Source organism: Pantoea sp. VS1 (assembly GCF_002207995.1).
Lineage (GTDB): Bacteria > Pseudomonadota > Gammaproteobacteria > Enterobacterales > Enterobacteriaceae > Pantoea > Pantoea dispersa.
Map to the genome: position 1 here is coordinate 287,417 of NZ_NHZE01000004.1, position 19,936 is coordinate 307,352.

The 19,936-nt window shown below is 59.3% G+C and carries 15 protein-coding genes; 1 reads left to right on the forward strand and 14 read right to left on the reverse strand.

Going from position 1 to position 19,936, the window contains the following annotated elements; all coding sequences use genetic code 11:
* Positions 1-44: 44 nt before the first annotated feature.
* The 4 genes from astB to CBW22_RS02000 are packed head-to-tail and all read right to left on the reverse strand — an operon-like array spanning position 45 to position 5,084.
* The gene (astB, locus tag CBW22_RS01985) at positions 45-1,373 is read right to left on the reverse strand and encodes an N-succinylarginine dihydrolase (RefSeq protein WP_088515874.1); all 1,329 of its coding nucleotides are present in this window, start codon (positions 1,371-1,373) and stop codon (positions 45-47) included.
* Positions 1,370-2,839: a succinylglutamate-semialdehyde dehydrogenase gene (gene astD, locus CBW22_RS01990; protein ID WP_088515875.1), complete on the reverse strand. Its 1,470-nt coding sequence runs from the start codon at positions 2,837-2,839 to the stop codon at positions 1,370-1,372. Before astD ends, astB begins: the two co-directional genes overlap by 4 nt.
* On the reverse strand, positions 2,836-3,867 hold the full coding sequence (astA, locus tag CBW22_RS01995; protein WP_021506267.1) for an arginine N-succinyltransferase: 1,032 nt from the start codon (positions 3,865-3,867) through the stop codon (positions 2,836-2,838). The genes astD and astA overlap by 4 nt, the downstream gene beginning before the upstream one ends.
* Positions 3,864-5,084: an aspartate aminotransferase family protein gene (locus tag CBW22_RS02000; RefSeq protein ID WP_088515876.1), complete on the reverse strand. Its 1,221-nt coding sequence runs from the start codon at positions 5,082-5,084 to the stop codon at positions 3,864-3,866. Before CBW22_RS02000 ends, astA begins: the two co-directional genes overlap by 4 nt.
* A gap of 869 nt (positions 5,085-5,953) precedes the next feature.
* Here CBW22_RS02000 and CBW22_RS02005 point away from each other — a divergent pair.
* Positions 5,954-7,042 carry a porin gene (locus CBW22_RS02005; RefSeq protein ID WP_031279188.1) on the forward strand — a complete coding sequence of 363 codons (1,089 nt, stop codon included), beginning with the start codon at positions 5,954-5,956 and terminating at the stop codon, positions 7,040-7,042.
* Positions 7,043-7,135: 93 nt separating this feature from the next.
* On the opposite strand, the gene CBW22_RS02010 is transcribed toward CBW22_RS02005, so the two are convergent.
* From CBW22_RS02010 to cheA, 10 genes are all read right to left on the reverse strand, one after another.
* Positions 7,136-8,575 (reverse strand): YchO/YchP family invasin, encoded by a 1,440-nt coding sequence (locus CBW22_RS02010; RefSeq protein ID WP_088515877.1) that lies wholly within the window; start codon positions 8,573-8,575, stop codon positions 7,136-7,138.
* A 220-nt stretch (positions 8,576-8,795) separates the two neighbouring features.
* Positions 8,796-9,437: a protein phosphatase CheZ gene (cheZ, locus tag CBW22_RS02015; protein ID WP_058757663.1), complete on the reverse strand. Its 642-nt coding sequence runs from the start codon at positions 9,435-9,437 to the stop codon at positions 8,796-8,798.
* A gap of 9 nt (positions 9,438-9,446) precedes the next feature.
* The gene (gene cheY / locus CBW22_RS02020; RefSeq protein ID WP_021506272.1) at positions 9,447-9,836 is read right to left on the reverse strand and encodes a chemotaxis response regulator CheY; all 390 of its coding nucleotides are present in this window, start codon (positions 9,834-9,836) and stop codon (positions 9,447-9,449) included.
* Positions 9,837-9,875: 39 nt separating this feature from the next.
* On the reverse strand, positions 9,876-10,925 hold the full coding sequence (locus tag CBW22_RS02025) for a protein-glutamate methylesterase/protein-glutamine glutaminase (protein ID WP_021506273.1): 1,050 nt from the start codon (positions 10,923-10,925) through the stop codon (positions 9,876-9,878).
* Positions 10,922-11,797 carry a protein-glutamate O-methyltransferase CheR gene (gene cheR, locus CBW22_RS02030; RefSeq protein WP_031279190.1) on the reverse strand — a complete coding sequence of 292 codons (876 nt, stop codon included), beginning with the start codon at positions 11,795-11,797 and terminating at the stop codon, positions 10,922-10,924. The genes CBW22_RS02025 and cheR overlap by 4 nt, the downstream gene beginning before the upstream one ends.
* A 104-nt stretch (positions 11,798-11,901) precedes the next feature.
* A complete protein-coding gene (locus CBW22_RS02035; protein WP_058769680.1) occupies positions 11,902-13,581 on the reverse strand; it encodes a methyl-accepting chemotaxis protein in 1,680 nt (559 codons plus the stop codon).
* A gap of 153 nt (positions 13,582-13,734) precedes the next feature.
* On the reverse strand, positions 13,735-15,396 hold the full coding sequence (locus CBW22_RS02040; RefSeq protein WP_088515878.1) for a methyl-accepting chemotaxis protein: 1,662 nt from the start codon (positions 15,394-15,396) through the stop codon (positions 13,735-13,737).
* A 173-nt stretch (positions 15,397-15,569) separates the two neighbouring features.
* The gene (locus CBW22_RS02045) at positions 15,570-17,243 is read right to left on the reverse strand and encodes a methyl-accepting chemotaxis protein (RefSeq protein WP_021506277.1); all 1,674 of its coding nucleotides are present in this window, start codon (positions 17,241-17,243) and stop codon (positions 15,570-15,572) included.
* Between the two features lie 172 nt (positions 17,244-17,415).
* Positions 17,416-17,913: a chemotaxis protein CheW gene (gene cheW / locus CBW22_RS02050; protein ID WP_021506278.1), complete on the reverse strand. Its 498-nt coding sequence runs from the start codon at positions 17,911-17,913 to the stop codon at positions 17,416-17,418.
* A 22-nt stretch (positions 17,914-17,935) separates the two neighbouring features.
* The gene (cheA, locus tag CBW22_RS02055; RefSeq protein WP_168714941.1) at positions 17,936-19,927 is read right to left on the reverse strand and encodes a chemotaxis protein CheA; all 1,992 of its coding nucleotides are present in this window, start codon (positions 19,925-19,927) and stop codon (positions 17,936-17,938) included.
* Between the last annotated feature and the right edge of the window lie 9 nt (positions 19,928-19,936).

Below are 19,936 nucleotides of genomic sequence, written 5' to 3' on the forward strand. Positions count from 1 at the left end.
TTCACTCCTTTCTGACACAGGGGGCAACACATTTGCCCCCGGCGTTAACGCTGAAACGTGTAGACACTGCCTAAGTCTAGCAGCTGTGTCAGCTCGTCCAGCGCGCTTCGCCCTTCGCTCAGCAGCTGCGGATCGGCCAGGTCGGCCTGCGTCAGGCGGTCGCGATAGTGACGATCCACCCAGTCATTCAGACGCGTAAACAGGCGATCGTTCATCAGCACCGCCGGATTGACGGCCTGACGCTCCGCCTCGGTTAACACTACGCGCAGACGCAGACAAGCCGGTCCGCCGCCGTTGCACATGCTCTCACGCAGATCGAACACCTGCAGCGCGCAAATCGGGCCGCCGCTCTCCACCAGCTCGTTCAGGTAGCGCCACACGCCGGGATGCTGGCGCGACTCTTCCGGCAGCACCAGCCGCATGCCGCCGTCCGGATGCTGCAGCAGCTGGCTGTTAAACAGATAGGTGTTCACCGCATCAGCCACTGACACCCGATCGCGCGGCACCACAATCGGCTGGAAGCCCGGCACCTGATCCGCCAGCTGTTGCAGCAGCTGGGGCTGGTCGACAAACGCCTCTTCGTGGCAGAAAAACACCTGCTGATTGCTGACGGCGATTACATCATTGTGGAACACCCCCTGATCGATCACCGCCGGATTTTGCTGAGCAAACAGCGTGCGCGCGTCATCCAGCTGATGCAATCTTGCCACCGCCGCGCTGGCTTCACGCGTCTGACGCGCCGGATAGCGCGCCGGTGCGCTGCCCTGCTGCTGGCCGTCGCGGCCGTAGACAAACAGCTGCACGCCGGGCGCGCCATAGTCAGCGCCGAAGCGGTTATGGTTGGCTGCGCCTTCGTCACCAAACAGCGCCACCTGCGGCAGCGCGTCGTGTACGCTGAAGTGGCGGCCATCGCGGAAGATGGCGCGCAGCAGGTCGGCGGTTTCCGGCGCTTCAATCGCCCGGTGAAACTTATTGTTGAGGTTAGCAACGGTCAAATGCACTTTGCCGTCGGCGCTGTCGGCCGATGGCGAAACCGTGGCCGCATTGGCCACCCACATCGCCGACGCCGAACTGGCCGCTGACAGCAGCTGCGGTGCCTGCCGGGCTGCTTTGGCCAGCACCTGCGCATCGCTGCCGCTGAATCCCAGCTGGCGCAGCAGCGGCAGATTAGGCCGCTCGTGCGGAGGGATAACGCCCTGCACATAGCCCATGTCGGCCAGCGCCTTCATTTTCAGCAGCCCCTGTTTGGCCGCCAGCCGCGGATTGGAGGGCTGCAGCTGATTGCGCGTGGAGGCTTCGTTGCCAAACGACAGGCCAGCGTAGTGGTGCGTCAGGCCGACCAGACCATCAAAGTTTGCTTCAAACGCCTTCATGATGTCGCTCCTGAAGCAGCAAAATCGAGCCCTGGCGACAGGCTGCCCGGCAGCGCTAAGCTGCTGCTCTCCAGCGAGGCCATCGGCCAGGCGCAGTAATCTGCCGCGTACCAGGCGCTGGCACGGTGATTACCGGAGGCGCCCACGCCGCCAAACGGTGCCGAACTGGCGGCGCCGGTCAGCGGTTTATTCCAGTTCACGATGCCGGCGCGCGCTTCCAGCAGCAGCTGATCAAACTGGTCACGCTGCGGTGACACCAGCCCGCACGACAATCCGTAGCGCGTGTCGTTGGCGAGGCCAATCGCCTGCGCGTAATGGTCGTAGCGAATGACCTGCAGCAGCGGTCCGAACACCTCTTCGTCAGGCAGTCCGGCGACGCCGGTCATGTCGATGATGCCGGGCGTAATAATCGCGCTGTCGCGATCCGGCCAGCGCATCGCCAGCAGCACCTTGCCACCCAGCGCAACCCGCTGCTGCCAGGCGGCGAAGATCTGCCCGGCGGCGGCGGGCGAAATCACGCTGCCCATAAACGGCTGCGGTTCGGCGTCCCACGCTGCCGGTTTGAGGCGCGCACTCACCTCGACCAGACGCTGCAGGAAGGCATCGCCTGCCGCACCGCGTTTCACCAGCAAACGACGCGCGCAGGTGCAGCGCTGGCCGGCGGTAATGAACGCCGACTGAATGGCGATATGCACCGCGCCATCAATGTCGGCCGGATCTTCCACAATCAGCGCATTGTTGCCGCCCATCTCCAGCGCCAGCATTTTCTCCGGTTGGCCGGCGAACTGGCGATGCAGGTGATAGCCGGTGGCCGCGCTACCGGTAAACAGCAGGCCGTCAATCTGCTCCGCCTGCGCCAGCGCCTGGCCGGTATCACGTCCGCCCTGTAACAGCGCCAGCGTACCCGCCGGCAGGCCCGCTTCCTGCCACAGCTGCACGGTTTTCTCTGCGGTGGCGGGGGTCAGTTCACTCGGTTTAAACAACACGCAGTTGCCCGCCAGCAGCGCCGGCACGATATGTCCGTTTGGCAGATGGCCAGGGAAGTTATACGGGCCGAACACCGCCAGCACGCCGTGCGGCCGGTGGCGCAGTGAACTCTCACCCTCCGCCTGCTCGCCGGTGCGGGTGTGATAAGCCTTAACCGAAATGGCCACTTTATTGATCATCGCCTGCACTTCGGTCAGCGTTTCCCAGCGCGGTTTGCCGGTCTCACGTGCGATGATCGCCGCCAGCTCGGTTTTATCCCGCTCCAGCAGACGGGCAAAGTCCTCTACCCGCGCCTGGCGGGCAGCAAACGGCAGACGTGCCCATGCCGGGAATGCCGCGCGAGCCGCCTCACAGGCCGCCGCCACCTGCGCCGCAGAAGCGGCGTTGCCCTGCCATAAGATCTCGCCGCTCACCGGATTATGTTTACTCAGCGTCTCCGCGCTGCCCGGCTGCCATTCACCGTTGATAAAATGCGTCATGCGTTATTCTCCTCGCGACCCAGGGTAACCACCCGCAGCGAATCGCCATAGTCGCAGCGCAGCGCGGTGCGCTGCTGCTGATTAATCAGAACCTGACCGGATGCGACATCGACCGGCAGCAGCGCCACGCGGAACTGCTGATAGTCGCAGTTCGCCACCAGACACAGCGGCCAGTGCGCCTCAGCTTCGCCTTCGCTGGCGGTCAGCACTTTGCTCTTGCGGATGGCGCGGATGCGGTCGATCTCACACTCCAGCGTCGGGCCGCCGTCAAAGATGTCGATATAGTTGAGATAGCGGAAACCCTCGGCTTCCAGCACCGCGCGCGCCGGCGCGGTTTTCGGGTGGACTTCACCAATCACCTGCTGTGCCGCTTCCGACAGATAGTGGATATACAGCGGATGCTTGGGCATCAGTTCTGCAATAAAAGCTTTTTGCCCGGTGCCGCTGAGAAAATCGGCCTGGCGAAACTCCATGGAGAAGAAACGGCTGCCCACGCTATCCCAGAATGGCGAATGTCCCTGCTCGTCGCTGACGCCGCGCATCTCCGCAACCACGTGCTTCATGAAGCGCTCGCGGAAATTCGCCATAAACAGAAAGCGCGACTTGGACAGCAGATGGCCATTTTTTCCGTCGCGGTAGTCAGGATCGAGGAACAGCGTGCACAGTTCGCTGCTGCCGGTGTGATCGTTACTCAGCGACAGCGTCGGCAAACTGGCGTAAACGTTCAGCTCTTTCGAGGCGTGTACCTGAGTACCGACGCGGAAGTTGTACCAGGGATCCTGCAAACCTACCGCCACTTCAATGGCGCAGATGCCGACGGCGCGATTATCACTGCTATCCGCCAGCACAAACACGTAGCCCTGTTCAGCGCGCGGCAGCGCGTCCTGCCAGGTTTGCAGCGAGCGCTCAATGCGCGCCTTCAGCGTCTCGCTGTCAGCGGGCAGCGAGGTCAGACCGCCGCCGGTTTTCCCCGCCAGCGCCAGCAGCTGCGGCAGATCGTCACGTTCGACGGGGCGGATCACCATCATGATGTGGCTCCTTTGAGCACGCGTGCGCAGGCGCGTTCGAAGCGCGCCAGCCCTTCTTTTACTTCACGCTCGCTGATGTTCAGCGCCGGGGCAAAGCGCACCACGCTGGCACCGGCGATCAGAACCATCACGCCCTCTTCCGCCGCCGTCAGGTTGAACTGTTTGGCTTTACCGGCAAAATCGTCATTCAGCACCGCGCCAATCAGCAGGCCCAGGCCGCGAATCTCTTTAAACACCGGCAGCCGCTGGTTGATCTCCTGCAGCGCCGTGACAAACCACTGGTGCCGCTCGGCAACGCCAGCCATAAACTCAGGCTGATTGATCAGCTCCATCACTTTACCGGCCACCGCACCGGCCAGCGGGTTGCCGCCGTAGGTGGTGCCGTGCGTGCCGACGCCCATCACCTGCGCCAGATCTTCACGCGTCAGCATCGCACCGATGGGGAAGCCGCCGCCCAGCGCCTTGGCGGTGCTCAGCACATCAGGCGTGACGCCGTAATGCATATAGGCATACAGCGAGCCGGTACGGCCGACGCCGCTCTGCACTTCATCAAAAATCAGTAGCGCATGGTGGCGGTCGCATAGTTCGCGCAGTCCGCGCAGGAACGCCGGATCGGCCGGTAATACACCGCCCTCGCCCTGAATCGGCTCGACGATGACCGCGCAGGTCTGGTCATTAATTAAGGCCGCCGCCGAGGCCAGATCGTTAAAGGTGGCATGCTGAATGGCTGGCGGTAACGGGGCGAAATCGCGCGAATAGGCGGGCTGTCCGCCGGCTGAAACGGTGAATAGGGTGCGGCCGTGGAAGGCATTGGTGAAGGCGACGATACCGTTTTTTTCGGCACCGAAACGGTCGTGCGCCACTTTACGCGCCAGCTTCAGCGCAGCCTCGTTGGCTTCCGCCCCGGAGTTACAGAAGAACACGCGGTCGGCAAAGGTGGCATCAATCAGCTGCTTCGCCAGGCGCAGAATCGGTTCGTTGGTGTAGCCGTTGCCGGTGTGCCACAGTTTACCGGCCTGCTCGGTCAGTGCCTGCTGCAGCGCGGGATGGGCATGGCCAAGCGCGTTCACCGCGATGCCACCGGCAAAATCGATGTACTCTTTGCCCTGCTGATCCCACAGCGTAGAACCTTCGGCACGCACCGGCACAAAAGCCGCAGGGGCATAAACCGGCATCATCCATTGATCGAAATCGTGACGTGAAACCTGCAGTGACATAGCCATTTCTCCTGCCTCACTTCGGGTGAAGCTTTTGTTTTAAAATTGTTAAAAGTTGCTGAGTTGCAGCTCGACTATAGAGTGCAGTTAACGTGCCAGCCAGAGGAAAAAATGCATAAATCAGGTTCAGCAACGAAATATCAATAAGTTACACCCTTTCGCTATGCACATTTAATGCATAAAAAGTGAATAACCATCCGATGACAGCGGCACCGCAGTAATTTGTTTAGCGGATTTATGCATTCGCAAAATGAAATATTGCTTTTGTGATCGCACAGCAGATATTTCGCCAAAATGAGGCGTCTGCTGCGCCATTTTGGGGCGCGCTGCGCTCAGCGGGTGCAAGTGACAGCCCGGTTCAGGCATCGGCGTGGTGCAGGTCGGTCGCTTATTAGTAACAACTGATTAACTTATTCTGACTACCCTGTGCCAGGCTGGCCGGTAATTAGTCGTATTAAAGATCGGGATATTATTTAGCCTGAAATAAACCGACACAGTGCGTCAATGCGGATAATTTACGGGGTGACTATCAGCCTGCTTTGATTCATAAGCATTGAACTTTAAGGCATAGGCTTGTGCTATTTAAGGCAATAAATCGCTATTTTCATTAAGTCATACCTTTCTTAGTTTAATCATTATTTATCAATAATATAAATATTAATCGTCGATTAAACGCTCACTCAATCATGATAAGTAAAAGCGATTCACATTTCCGAATAATGGAATTGGCGTATAAAAATCGCACAAATAGCCAATAAGAAATTATTTGTTACAACTATTGCACTACTGATCTTTATCCTTTTGTGTCATTTTCTTGTCACCCCACCAGGGGCTTAAAAAATTAAAAAATAACACAGGGTAAAATATAAATGATGAAGCGCACTTTACTGGCAGCAGTCATGCCATTGCTGCTGGGATTTTCTGTGGCTCAGGCCGCTGAAATCTATAATAAGGATGGTAACAAGCTGGATCTGGTCGGCAAAATTAACGTGTCGCACCTGTTCTCCGATGACACCACCAATGATGGTGATACCTCATCGTATGTCCGTATCGGTTTTAAGGGCGAAACCAAAATTACCGATCAGCTGACCGGCTACGGTTTCTGGCAATCGCAGTTCAGCCTGCGTAACACGGAAGGTGCCGATGCGCAGGCCGGTAACAAAACCCGCCTCGGCTATGCGGGTCTGAAGTTTGCGCAGTTTGGTTCGATCGACTATGGCCGTAACTATGGTCTGATTTATGACGTGCTGGGCTATACCGATATGCTGCCTTTCTTCGGCGGTGATTCCGGTTATGTCGATGCTTTCCTGTCCGGTCGCTCCACCGGCGTGCTGACCTGGCGTAACAAAGATTTCTTCGGTCTGGTTAAAGGCTGGAACGTCGCAGCGCAGTACGAAGGCAAGAACGAGCGCAGCGACAGCGCGGCAACGCCAAACCTGGCGGTACGCCGCTCCAACGGTGATGGTTTCGCGCTTTCCACCTCGTATGACACCGACTTTGGCCTGAGCGCGGTTGCCGCCTATGCCAGCCTCAATCGCGTCAGCGCGCAAAACCTTGCCACTTACGGCAGAGGTGAGAAAGCCGAACACTGGGAAACCGGGGTGAAATATGATGCTAACCAGCTCTATCTGGCGACCATCTACGGCGAATCCCACAACGCTACGCCAATCGGAAACAGCGGGTTCGCCAACAAAGCGGTGAACTTTGAAGCCGTGGCGCAGTATCAGTTCCTGAACGGTTTCCGTCCGTCGCTGGGCTACGTGAGCTCAAAGGGCAAAAATATTGAAAACGTCGGTGACGCCTGGCTGTTCAAATACGCGTCCGTGGGTGCCACCTACTACTTCAACAAGAACATGTCGGTCTACAGCGAATACCGCATCAACCTGCTGAAAGATGACAACGCGCTGCGCCTGAAAACCGACGATATTACCGCGGTCGGTCTGGTGTACCAGTTCTGATGATGATTTACCCTCATGGCATCCCGGCAAGTGTCGGCTGAGGATGCAGCAAAGGGCAGCTCCGGCTGCCCTTTTTCTCTGGTGCCGCGCTGATTATGGTGCCAGCAGGTCGAAGCGGTTTTCGCCCCCCTGATCCAGCATCACCGGCGGCTGCACCTGCAGCGTAATCCAGTTGGAAGTCACGCGATTTTGCTTGCTGTCCTCCAGCGTCACCGACAGGCGATAACTGTTGTTCGCCTCAGGCGACGCATCCCACGCCGGCATAATGATGCTCCAGCCCTGTGGATCGTTGGGATCGGCTCCCGGCGTCAGGCTCAGCGCCTGCGTATCGCCCTGCCAGCTGACTTTACTGATTGGATGAGCACTGCGGATCTGCAGTTTCAGCGGCAAACTCTCGCCCGCATTGAGCTGCCACGGCGGCGTGGCGAGGAATACCGACAGGGTTTTACGCTGGCGGAACTCCAGCACCGGCGTATTGCTGCGCGTGACCAAATCATAGCGGCTACCGCGCAGCGAACGCGCGGCGGCGACGTTATCCGGATTGAGCTGCTGACTCAGCGCCACGCCAAAGCGGTAGTTGAGTCGTAAGCCGAGCTGATCCTGGCTCTCGCCTTCATTACTGGTTTTGTGGCTGGCTGATACGGTAACCAGCGGCACCGGCGTATAGGAGACGCCCAGCGTCAGCGCTGAAGGATTGTGGTAGCTGTTGCCGGAATTAAACAGATCGACATTGTTGCCGAGATACTGCTGCCAGCTGACCGACACGCCCAGCTGGCGGTAAAACGGCAGATAGCCCTGAGTGGTGACATCATACCCGCGCGCCAGCCGCTGCTGCTGGAACGGGTTGCGATTGCGCCAGCCGGACAGCGGCGTGTAGTAGTTGGCGGATAAGCGCAGGTAGTCGCTCCAGGCCTCGGTGCCCAGCGAAGCGCGCTGCAAGCCGCTGTCAAACAGCCGATCAACGAAGCCGTTATAGCCCAGCAGCCAGCTGCCGGCCACCCAGCGCTGTCCCAGCCCGGCATTGCCCACCAGCCCGTCATCGGTCTGGTGCACGCCCAGCTGGCTGAACGTGAGGTAATTGTAGCGATCGGCCCATGGCGTCAGCAGCGAAGCCCCGCTGCCGCTGAAGTTGCCCTCCATATCGACGTTGAGATCGATCTGTGCCTGGCCATAAGGCGACAGCAGCGACTGCCCTTCATCCGCCACCCGGGTGGCAACCTCATCACGAAAATGGTTAAACGCCCAGATACCGGCCTGCTGCCCCAGCGTGGTATCGCTGTCGCTGTTCTGGCTGGCCTCACCGATGCTTTTGGCAATGCCCGCCAGCTTTTTACTGAACGCCGACGTATCGTCCTGATAGCCCAGCGCCGGTAATTCATCAGCGATTTTCTGAAAACGTGCCGGATCGGCAAACGGTGTTGCGGAGACGTCGCTGTTGTCGGTGAAGGCCTGCGCAGGCGCAACGGCCGCCAGTACAGGGGCCCCTAAGCTTACAGCAGCGAAAATTTTGCGGGTCAGAACCAATGGCAGCATAGCGAAAGAGTAGTCGTTTCAGTTTAGAATTTGAAGTAGCTCACAAAACTGTACGAGGTTACCTTAACATATCCTCGCGCCAACGTAGGACTTGTCTTGCTATGTTTCAGAATTTACGCCACCCAAGGGCATGCAGGGCGATCAGACGGGAAAACACGTCGTGCGGTCCCCTCTCCCGGGCGGGAGAGGGTTCGGATGCGGGTTGAACACCCGATCAGCATTAAAAACCTAAACTGTCCAGCAGGTCGTCAACCTGGTCCTGGCTGGAAACCACACCTGGCGCGTTAGCATGGATCTGCGGACCGTTCAGCAGGCTGTTGCCCTCTTTACGTGCCGCCGCATTGGCTTCCGGCATGTTCTCCAGCAGTACCATCAGCAGCTGTCGTTCAATCTCCTGGATCACATCCATCATGCGCTTGATTACCTGACCGGTCAGGTCCTGGAAATCCTGCGCCATCATGATTTCCAGCAGCTGCTTGTTGGTGTACGCCGTGTGAGACGGAACGTCGTCAAGGAACTGGCGCGTATCCGAAACCAACTCGCGTGCATCCGCCAGCTCGATCGGGTTTTCAAACCAGGCATCCCAGCGGCCTTTCAGCTGGGTGGCGCCGGCTTCCATCTGGTCCTGGTGTGGCTGCGCCGCTTCCACACAGTTCAGCGCACGTTCCGCTGCCTGTGCGGTCATCTGCACCACATAATCCAGACGGTCACGCGCGTCCGGAATCGCTTCTGCCGCTTCGGCAATGGCCTGATCCAGCCCCAGTTCGCGCAGGCTGTCACGCAGCATACGTGTCAGAGAGCCAATCCGGGCAATAATCTCGTGTGCCGAAGCTTCTTCAGTTGGTTTCGGAAGGTCGCTCATCACATCTCCTTACATACCCAGTTTTTCGAAGATTTTGCCCAACTTCTCTTCCAGCGTGGCGGCGGTGAAAGGCTTCACCACGTAACCGCTGGCACCGGCCTGCGCGGCGGCGATGATGTTCTCTTTCTTGGCTTCGGCAGTGACCATCAGCACCGGCAGTTTGCCCAGCGTGGCGTCGGCACGAATGGTCTGCAGCAGTTCCAGACCGTCCATGTTCGGCATGTTCCAGTCAGAGATAACGAAATCGAAGCCGCCTGCACGCAGTTTGGTCAGGGCGTCGACGCCATCCTCGGCCTCTTCCACGTTATTGAATCCCAGCTCTTTCAGCAGGTTACGGACGATACGACGCATCGTGTTGAAGTCGTCCACTACCAAAAAGCGCATGTTTTTATCAGCCATATCTACTCCTGTGTTGTCTTGTCCGGCAGGACCGGCTCGTTAAATTCGCAATGCCTGTCCGGCGCTAATTTTGGCCAGCATATGCTGGCTGATGTGGCCCAGATCGACCACTTCACTGGTGCCGCCCATCGCTATCGCTTCGCGCGGCATACCAAATACCACACAGCTGGCTTCATCCTGGGCGATGGTCCACGCGCCGGCGCGGTGCATTTCCAGCATCCCGGCCGCGCCGTCGTTGCCCATGCCGGTCAGAATGACCCCCACTGCATTTCGCCCGGCGTTGACCGCAACCGAGCGGAACAGGACGTCCACCGACGGTTTATGGCGGTTCACCGGCGGTCCGTCGTTCAGTTTCACCACGTAGTTGGCACCGCTGCGCGCCAGCTCCATGTGCATCGCGCCCGGCGCGATATAGGCGTGACCGGGCAAAATTCGCTCGCCGTCTTCCGCCTCTTTTACGGTGATCTGGCACAGCTTGTTCAGCCGCTCGGCAAACGAGCGGGTAAAACCGGGCGGCATGTGCTGCGTAATCAGCAGCGCCGGACTGGTGGCCGGCAGCGGCTGCAGCACATGGCGAATCGCCTCGGTGCCGCCGGTTGAAGAGCCGATAGCGATCAGCTTTTCACTGCTCAGCAGCGGCCCCGCTTTCAGCATCACCGGCTGCGGCGTGGCGGCACGCGCATGCAGTTTGGCGCGCGCGGCGGCGCGAATCTTGTCGGCGATCATCTGGCTGTAGGCCAGCATGCCTTCACGGATGCCGAGCTGCGGCTTGGTGACGAAATCCACCGCGCCTAACTCCAGCGCACGCAGCGTCACTTCCGATCCTTTACCGGTCAGCGACGAAACCATCACCACCGGCATCGGCCGCAGGCGCATCAGTTTTTCGAGGAAGTCGAGGCCATCCATGCGTGGCATTTCGACATCCAGCGTCAGCACCTGCGGGTTGTACTGTTTGATCAAATCCCGCGCTACCAGCGGGTCCGGCGCCGTCGCGACCATCTCCATATCGGGATGGCTGTTGATGATCTCCGTCATCAACTGGCGCATCAGCGCGGAATCATCCACGCACATCACGGTGATTTTGCTCATCGTCTTTCCTTGGTCAGTCCATAGACAGTCTGTCCACGCAGCCAGAACTCTTTACTGATCTGACTGAAGTTTTCCGAATGCCCGGCAAACAGCAGACCGCCCGGCTTCAGCAGGGGGACAAAACGGCGCAGGATTTGTTCCTGCGTCTCTTTATCGAAATAGATCATCACGTTACGACAGAAAATCGCGTCGAACGGCCCCGGCAATGCCCAGTCGTGCGCCAGTAAATTGAGCTGCGCATAGTTCACCATGTTGGCCAGCTCGCTGCGCACGCGCACCATGCCGGCGTGCGGACCGGTGCCGCGCAGGAAGAAGCGCTGCAGCTGCGACTGCGATAAGGTGCGCAGCTCCTCCTGGCGATAAACGCCCGCTACCGCTTTCTCCAGCACCTGCGTATCGATATCACTGGCGTGGACGGAAAATTTCCCCGGTCCGGTGCCCAGCGTTTCCGCCAGCGTCATGGCAATCGAGTACGGCTCTTCACCGGTTGAAGCGGCGGTGCTCCACACGCTGTAGTTGCCGCTGCGTTTGCGCGCATGCTCTGCCAGAATCGGGAAGTGGTGCGCCTCACGGAAAAATGAGGTCAGGTTGGTGGTCAGTGCGTTAATAAACGCCTGCCACTCGGCACTGTTCGGGTCCTGCTCCAGCAGCGCCAGATAGCGACCAAAATCATCAATATTCAGCATGCGCAGCCGACGTACCAGACGGTTGTAAACCATCTCGCGTTTGTGGTCGGCCAGCACGATGCCCGCACGCTGATAGATCAGCTGGCTGATACGACGAAAATGTGTATCGGAAAGCGGCAGGCGCTGCACCATTTGTGAGAGCAGCGTCGTGGCTTCATTTTGATCCAATAACGTCGATTTCTTCATTTCGGGTCACCCGGCAACAAACTGATTAAATTGTGATACTGCGGTTGCTACTGTGCTGCCAGTGCACACCATTCACACGGGCCGCCCTGCGGCGGCCACAAGGGTTAAAAGGTTTCCCAGTTATCGTCAGCGCCACGAGCTCCTGCCGCTTGCGCCAGCGCCTGCGGTGCAGACGGACGCGCAATTTTTGGCGCTGTAGTTACGTTAACGGCCTGGGCGACAAATTCTTTACCAATATTGAACACCGCCACTGACTGTTTCAGTCGGCTGGCCTGATCTTCCAGCGCCGCTGCCGCCGTCGCGGACTCTTCCACCAGCGCGGCGTTCTGCTGGGTGACGCGGTCCATCTCGTTCACCGCCAGGCCAACCTGGTCGATGCCGCGGCTCTGCTCATCGGAAGCCGAGGCGATTTCGCCCATGATGTCGGTCACGCGGGTCACCGCGTTGACGATCTCGCTCATGGTTTCGCCCGCGCTCTCTACCAGCACCGAGCCGGTATTGACGCGGCTGACCGAATCTTCAATCAGGCCTTTGATCTCCTTCGCCGCCTGCGCGCTGCGCTGGGCCAGACTGCGCACCTCGCCCGCGACCACGGCGAAACCACGCCCCTGCTCACCGGCGCGTGCCGCTTCCACCGCAGCGTTCAGCGCGAGGATATTGGTCTGGAAGGCGATACCGTCAATCACGCTGGTGATATCGGCAATCTTCTTCGAGCTGCCGGCGATGTCCTTCATGGTGCTGACCACGCCATCGACCACTTTGCCGCCCTGCTGCGCCGTTTCGGACGCGTTCAGCGCCAGCTGCGACGCCTGACGGGCGTTTTCCGCGTTCTGCTTCACGGTAGCGGTCAACTGCTCCATGCTGGCCGCGGTCTGCTCCAGCGATGCTGCCTGCTGTTCGGTACGCGAAGAGAGATCGTTGTTGCCCATGGCGATTTCGCTGGCGCCGGTGTAGATGGCGTCAGAACCGTCGCGCACGATACGTACGGTGCGCGCCAGCTCCTGCTGCATGTGCTGCAGCGAACTGAGCAGGTCACCCATTTCGTTGCGCACGCTGAGATCGACCGGCTGCGTCAGATCGCCGCGCGCAATATGGCGGATGTGCTCAATGCTCTGCTGCAGCGGACGGATCAGCGCCGTACGCATGCCGCTCCACACCAGCGCAATCACCAGCAGCGTCACCAGCAGCGTACCGACCACCAGCATAATCGCGTGTTGGTAAGCGCTCTCGTTGGCGTCAATGCCCTGTTTTGCCAGCACGATGTTGTAGGCGAGCCAGGCGTTGTAATCCTTTTCAAATTTGTCCTGAAAACCCTGCGTTGGCTGATCGACAAAGCCTTTAAAGTTACCGGCACTGAGAAAATCAATCAGCTCGGCCAGCGCCCCGCGAAACGCGTTGTAGTTGGCCTGCAGCGTCAGCACGTTCTCCGCGCTTTTGCCCTTTTCCGACAGGTTAGCGTTGAACTCGGCAAAGCTCTGATCGGCGGTTTTCAGCTCCGTATTGGCCAGCGCCACCAGATCTTTTACCGTGGCACCGGAGCCGGCCTGCTGGCTGTCCAGCAGATAGCGGATACCGGCACGGTTCAGCGTGTTACGCGCCTGTACCAGCGAAACCCATGAGGTGCCCATCGCCCGCTGCAGGGTGCTAAGACGTTGGTTGTACGCAAAATTATCTTTATCGGCTTTCACCGTTGAAAAAAACATTCCTCCGGAAAACAGCTGCAGTAAGGCAAATAACGCCAGCACGCACAGCAGGCCGGATACCACTCGAACACGACTAAACATAAACACCTCATTAATTGGCGGATCGCTGGTGTTATCGGCGCGCAGGCGCGGATCTTTATGTGAGGTGAAAGGGGTAAGACCAGCAGCAAACCGGGGAAGGGCCAGCCACGCGCCCCTCTCCCGCTGCGGGAGAGGGGACAATTCAGGCAATGATTAAAACGTTTCCCAGTTTCCGTCACTCACCGGGGCCGCAGCGGCTTTGCGCACCGCCGGCGGTGTCGTGGTCAGCGGGGGACGCACAGGGGCCGCTGCCGATGCGCGCGGAATGCGGAACACCGCCACCGACTGGCTCAGGCGGCTGGCCTGCTCCTCCAGCGAGGCCGCGGCGGCGGCCGACTCTTCTACCAGCGAGGCGTTCTGCTGCGTGACGCGGTCCATCTCGGTCACCGCCTGGCCCACCTGGTCGATGCCACGGCTCTGCTCATCCGAGGCCGAAGCGATTTCGCCCATGATGTCAGTCACGCGCGTCACCGCACCGACGATATCCTGCATAGTGTCACCTGCGGTGCCGACCAGCTGCGAACCGGCGTTAACCCGGCTGACCGAATCATCAATCAGTCCTTTGATCTCCTTCGCCGCCTGCGCGCTGCGCTGCGCCAGGTTACGCACCTCGCCCGCGACCACAGCAAAACCACGACCCTGCTCACCGGCGCGCGCCGCTTCGACCGCCGCGTTAAGCGCGAGGATGTTGGTCTGGAAAGCAATGCCGTCGATCACGCTGGTGATATCCGCGATCTTCTTCGAACTGCCGGCGATGTCATGCATGGTGCGCACCACGCCTTCGACCACGTCGCCACCTTTGCGTGCGGTCTCCGACGCGCTGAGCGCCAGCTGCGAGGCCTGCCGGGCGTTCTCGGCGTTCTGCTTCACCGTGGCGGTGAGCTGCTCCATGCTGGCCGCGGTCTGCTCCAGCGACGCCGCCTGCTGCTCGGTACGCGCCGAGAGATCGTTGTTGCCGGCGGAGATTTCGCTGGCGCCGGTAAAGATGGCGTCCGAGCCGTCGCGTACGTTGCCGACGGTGTGCACCAGCGACTGCTGCATTTCATGCAGACTGCTGGCCAGCTGGCTCATTTCGTTACGCCCTTCAACGGTGATGGTCTGCGTCAGATCGCCTGCGGCGATATGGCGAATGTGACCGAGCAACTGATGCAGCGGCTGAATCAGCACCGTGCGCAGGCCAAACCAGCAGGCGACGATTACCGCGATCACCATTACTGCGACAATCGCCAGCAGCCACATCATGGTGTGGAAGGCACGCTGGTTCTGCGCCACGCCCTCAGCGGCTAAAGCACTCTGCGCGCTGCGCCACTCTTCATAGGTGGCTTTCATTTTGACCTGTTTGGCTTCAATGTTCTGATCAAACATGCCCTGCAGATCGTTGGCTTTCAGCCGGGCCAGCATCGCCTTCAGGCCGTTATTGAACGCGGCATAATCCGCTTCCAGCCGGTCGCGCAGCGCATCAGACAGTCCCGGCGTCGCTGGCAAATCGTAATAACGCTGATAGTGACCGGCCGCGGTGTCGAGCTGTTTCTCCGTCTGCGCGATCAGTGCGTTAAGCTGGCCGCCGTTGGTCTGTGACGCCATGCTGCCCTGCATGCGCAGCATGGCGCGGTTGAGCACGGTACGGGTTTGATTGAGTTCAATCCAGGCATCGGACATGGCAGCGACGTTATTACTTGACGTTTGTGCCACAGCAAACGCCTCTTTATCTTTTTGTAATGCCGACCAGAACAGCCCGCCGGACAGTAATTGCATAGCACCGAACACCAGCAGGACGGCGATCAGGCTGGTGACGACGTTGATTCGTTTTAACATGGTGTCTCCAAAAAGGGGGGTTGCGCCCTGTTTATAGACCGCTGCGCTGAATATTTGAGAGGGTTTACCGGACTTTACGAGGGATAATGCTGAATTAAAGCTTTTTTACAGCGTTTTATAAGTAAAGAAAGCAGGAGATGAGGGAGCGGCGCGTTGTCCGCTCCCGTTTCAGCTTAGAACGTTTCCCAGTTGGCGTCGCTGACCGGCGCGGTCAGCGCTTTGCGTGGCGCACTGGCCTGCGGGGGGGCGATCTGCGGATGGCGCACACCCGTGCTGCTGACAGGCTGAGCGCCACGTGGAATGCGGAACACCGCCACCGACTGGCTGAGACGGCTGGCCTGCTCCTCCAGCGAGGCCGCCGCCGCCGCCGACTCTTCCACCAGCGAGGCGTTCTGCTGCGTGACGCGGTCCATCTCGGTCACCGCCTGGCCGACCTGATCGATACCGCGACTCTGCTCGTCCGACGCCGAGGCGATCTCGCCCATGATGTCGGTAACGCGCGTCACCGCATTGACGATTTCGCCCATGGTATTGCCCGCCGTGCCGACCAACTGTGAGCCGCTGTCAACGCGACGCACCGAGTCTTCAATCAGCCCTTTAATCTCCTTCGCCGCCTGCGCGCTGCGCTGGGCAAGGTTGCGCACTTCACCGGCCACCACCGCGAAGCCGCGGCCCTGCTCTCCGGCGCGCGCCGCTTCGACTGCGGCGTTGAGCGCGAGGATGTTGGTCTGGAAAGCGATACCGTCAATCACGCTGGTAATGTCGGCAATCTTCTTCGAACTGCCGGCGATATCGTGCATGGTACGCACCACGCCTTCGACCACTTCTCCGCCTTTCTGCGCGGTTTCCGATGCGCTGAGCGCCAGCTGCGAGGCCTGCCGCGCGTTCTCGGCGTTCTGCTTCACCGTGGCGGTGAGCTGCTCCATGCTGGCCGCAGTCTGTTCCAGCGACGCCGCCTGCTGTTCGGTACGCGCCGAGAGATCGTTATTGCCGGCGGAGATTTCGCTGGCCCCGGTAAAAATAGCGTCCGAGCCGTCGCGCACGTTGCTGACGGTGCGCACCAGCGCCTGCTGCATCTCCTGCAGCTTGCTCGCCAGCTGGCTCATTTCATTACGTCCTTCGACGGTGATGGTCTGGGTTAAATCGCCCTGCGCAATGTGTTCAATGTGCTGGATGCTGTCGTTGAGCGGCTTAATCAGCACCTTACGCAGGCCGAACCAGCACAGCACGATCACGCCCACCACCAGCGCCAGTACCAGCCCCAGCAGCCACATCATGTGCTCGTAAGCGGCGCTGTTCGCCGCCACGCCGGCCGCCGTCAGACGATCCTGATCGGCGCGCCACTGGGTGTAGTTTTCCAGAAAGGCACTTTGCGTCGGGGCCACCGGTACTTTGCCGGCTGCGGCGGTATCGTTGTGCTGCAGTACCTGCTGCATCTCAGCCAGTGCGCTGGCGTAAGCTTTATAGGTCTGTTCCAGCTGCTGATTGAGCTGCAGGTTCTGGCCCGGCGTGTCCGGCGTGTTTTTAAACAGGGTGAATTTGTCCTGCGCCGTCTGCTGGAACGTCCTGCTCTGCCCGAACAGCGTACTGATGTCAGCTTCGGTGCCGGTCAGTTTACTGGTGGCAATACGCAGCTGGATGCGCGTCAGGATCACGCGGCTTTGGTTAAGGCTCATGTAAGCATCATTGATGGCGGCAATGTTTTTGCTCGCCAGCTGAGAGGTATTGAAACTTTTTTTGTCGTCACTCAGCGCTTTAAAAAACAGCGAGCCGGAAGCCAGCTGCAGTACGCCAAACACCAACAACACCAGCAACAGGCTGGTCACAACGCGGATTTTCGTAAACATAGTTTGCCCTGGGAAATGAAGAAAAATCGTGCAATACAGTTATCGACCTGGCGGCGGGAATATTGAGCGAGGGCAGGAAATATTTGTGGGCTTTGCTATTGATTTATAACGGTTTAATAAAGAATGTAATAGTCACGGGCCGCATCAGCGACCCGTGACTCTCTGCGAACGATTATGCGCTACGCAGCGTATCTACCAGCGCCATCTCTTCACTGCTCAGCAGTTTTTCGATGTCGACCAGAATCAGCATACGCTCGCCCAGCGCACCGAGACCGGTGAGGTACTCGGTCGACATGGTGACGGCAAATTCCGGTGCCGGACGGATCTGATCCTGCGTCAGCGACAGCACGTCAGACACGCCATCCACCACGATGCCGACCACGCGATGCTCAAGATTCAGCACGATCACCACGGTGTTTTCGTTGTACTCCACGTCCGGCTGCGAGAACTTCACGCGCAGGTCGATAATCGGCACAATCACACCACGCAGGTTAGTCACGCCCTTGATGAACTCCGGCGTGTTAGCGATACGTGTTACCTGATCGTAACCACGAATCTCCTGCACTTTAAGGATATCGATGCCGTACTCTTCGTCACCGAGGGTGAAAACCAGGAACTCCTGGCCGACGGTTTCGCCGGCGATTTTCGTCACGGTTGCCATGTCAGTCATTTTTTTACCCTTTCGTTATCTGTTACGCTGCGGCACCGGCCACACGCTTCTCACGGTTCAATGATTGCAGTGCCGATACGTCGACAATCAGCGCAACGCTGCCATCGCCGAGGATGGTGGCGGCGGAAATGCCCGGCACTTTGCGGTAGTTGCTTTCCAGGTTCTTCACCACCACCTGATGCTGACCAATCAGCTGATCGACCAGCAGCGCATAGCGACGTCCTGCGCTCTGCAGGATCACCACGATGCCCTGCGTGGCGTCGGTTTTGGCGTTCTGCACGTCAAACACGTTCCACAGCTCAACCAGCGGCAGGTACTCGCCGCGCACTTCCAGTACGCGCTCGCCACCGGCCAGCGGTTTCAGCTCTTCAGCCGTGGGCTGCAGTGACTCCATCACCGCGTTCAGCGGCAGGATGAACACTTCGTCTGCCACGCGCACCGACATCCCGTCGAGGATCGCCAGCGTCAGCGGCAGCAGAATGCGAATGGTGGTGCCTTTGCCCTGCTTCGAGGAGATTTCGACGTGACCGCCCATCTCCTGGATATTACGTTTCACCACGTCCATGCCGACGCCGCGGCCTGATACGTCGGTCACCTGCTCGGCGGTCGAGAAGCCTGGCGCGAAGATCAGCATGCCGACTTCTTCATCGCTCATGCTGTCGCTGACCGGCAGGCCGGACGAGAGCGCTTTCGCCAGGATACGTTCACGGTTGAGGCCGGCACCGTCATCGATCACTTCAATGCAGATGTTGCCGCCCTGATGTTCCGCGGACAGCGTCAGATTGCCGACCGCCGTTTTGCTGGCGGCCAGCCGTTTTTCCGGCGTTTCGATGCCGTGGTCGAGGCTGTTACGCACCAGGTGTGTTAACGGATCGATGATGCGTTCAATCAGGCTCTTATCCAGTTCGGTTGAGCTGCCAAGCAGCGTCAGTTCAACCTCTTTGCCCAGCTTGCTGGCCAGATCGCGCACCAGACGCGGGAAGCGGCTGAACACGTACTCCATCGGCATCATACGAATCGACATCACCGATTCCTGCAGGTCGCGGGCGTTACGCTCCAGCTGACCCATGCTGTTGAGCAGGTCACCATGTGCCACCGGATCCAGCGCACCGGAGCGCTGCGCCAGCATTGACTGGGTAATCACCAGCTCGCCGACCAGGTTGATCAGCTGGTCAACTTTTTCCACCGCCACGCGAATACTGCTGGATTCGCTGCTTTTGGCGGGCGCGGCGGCACGCTTGCTCTCACGCTTCACCGCCGGAGTAATGTCGGTGACGGTCGCCGTTTGCTGCACCGGCGCTGCGGCTTCGGCCTCAGCGACTGGCGCGGCGGCAACGGCGGCAGGTGCGGCGTCCTGCGGGAACTGAATCTGCGCTTCATCAATCACGAAACACAGCACCGCCACGATATCGTCTTTGCCGACACCGTCGATGGTGGCTTCCAGCGAGCTGGCGCCTTTCACCACATCGGTCAGGGTGCCGAGGTTGCCCAGCTCTTCCAGCAGCAGATCCGGCTCTTTCTCTTTCAGATTGATCAGCTGCAGGCGCAGGCCGCTGCTGGCAGGCGCGGCAGGTGCTGCCACGTCGGCGAGCGCCACCACCGGTGCGGCGGCTTGCGGGGCTATTCCTTTGGCTTCCAGCGCCAGCTGGCGCAGGGCTTCACAGATGTAGTTAAAGCTTTCTGCGTTTGGCTCCTGCGCGGTTTTATAGGCATCGAGCTGTTCCTGCATAATATCTTTGGTTTCCAAAAACAGGTTGATGATGTCGGTGCTGAGCTGCATTTCGCCACGGCGCGCACCATCCAGAATGTTTTCCAGGATGTGGGTGGTTTCCTGTAAAACCGTAAAGCCAAACGTACCGGCTCCGCCCTTAATGGAGTGGGCGGCGCGGAAGATGGCATTCAACTGCTCGGAATCGGGCTCCTGGGGATCCAGTCCCAACAGGTGTTGCTCCATATCCGCTAACAGCTCATCGGCTTCATCAAAAAACGTCTGGTAAAAATCGCTGATGTCCATGCTCACGGG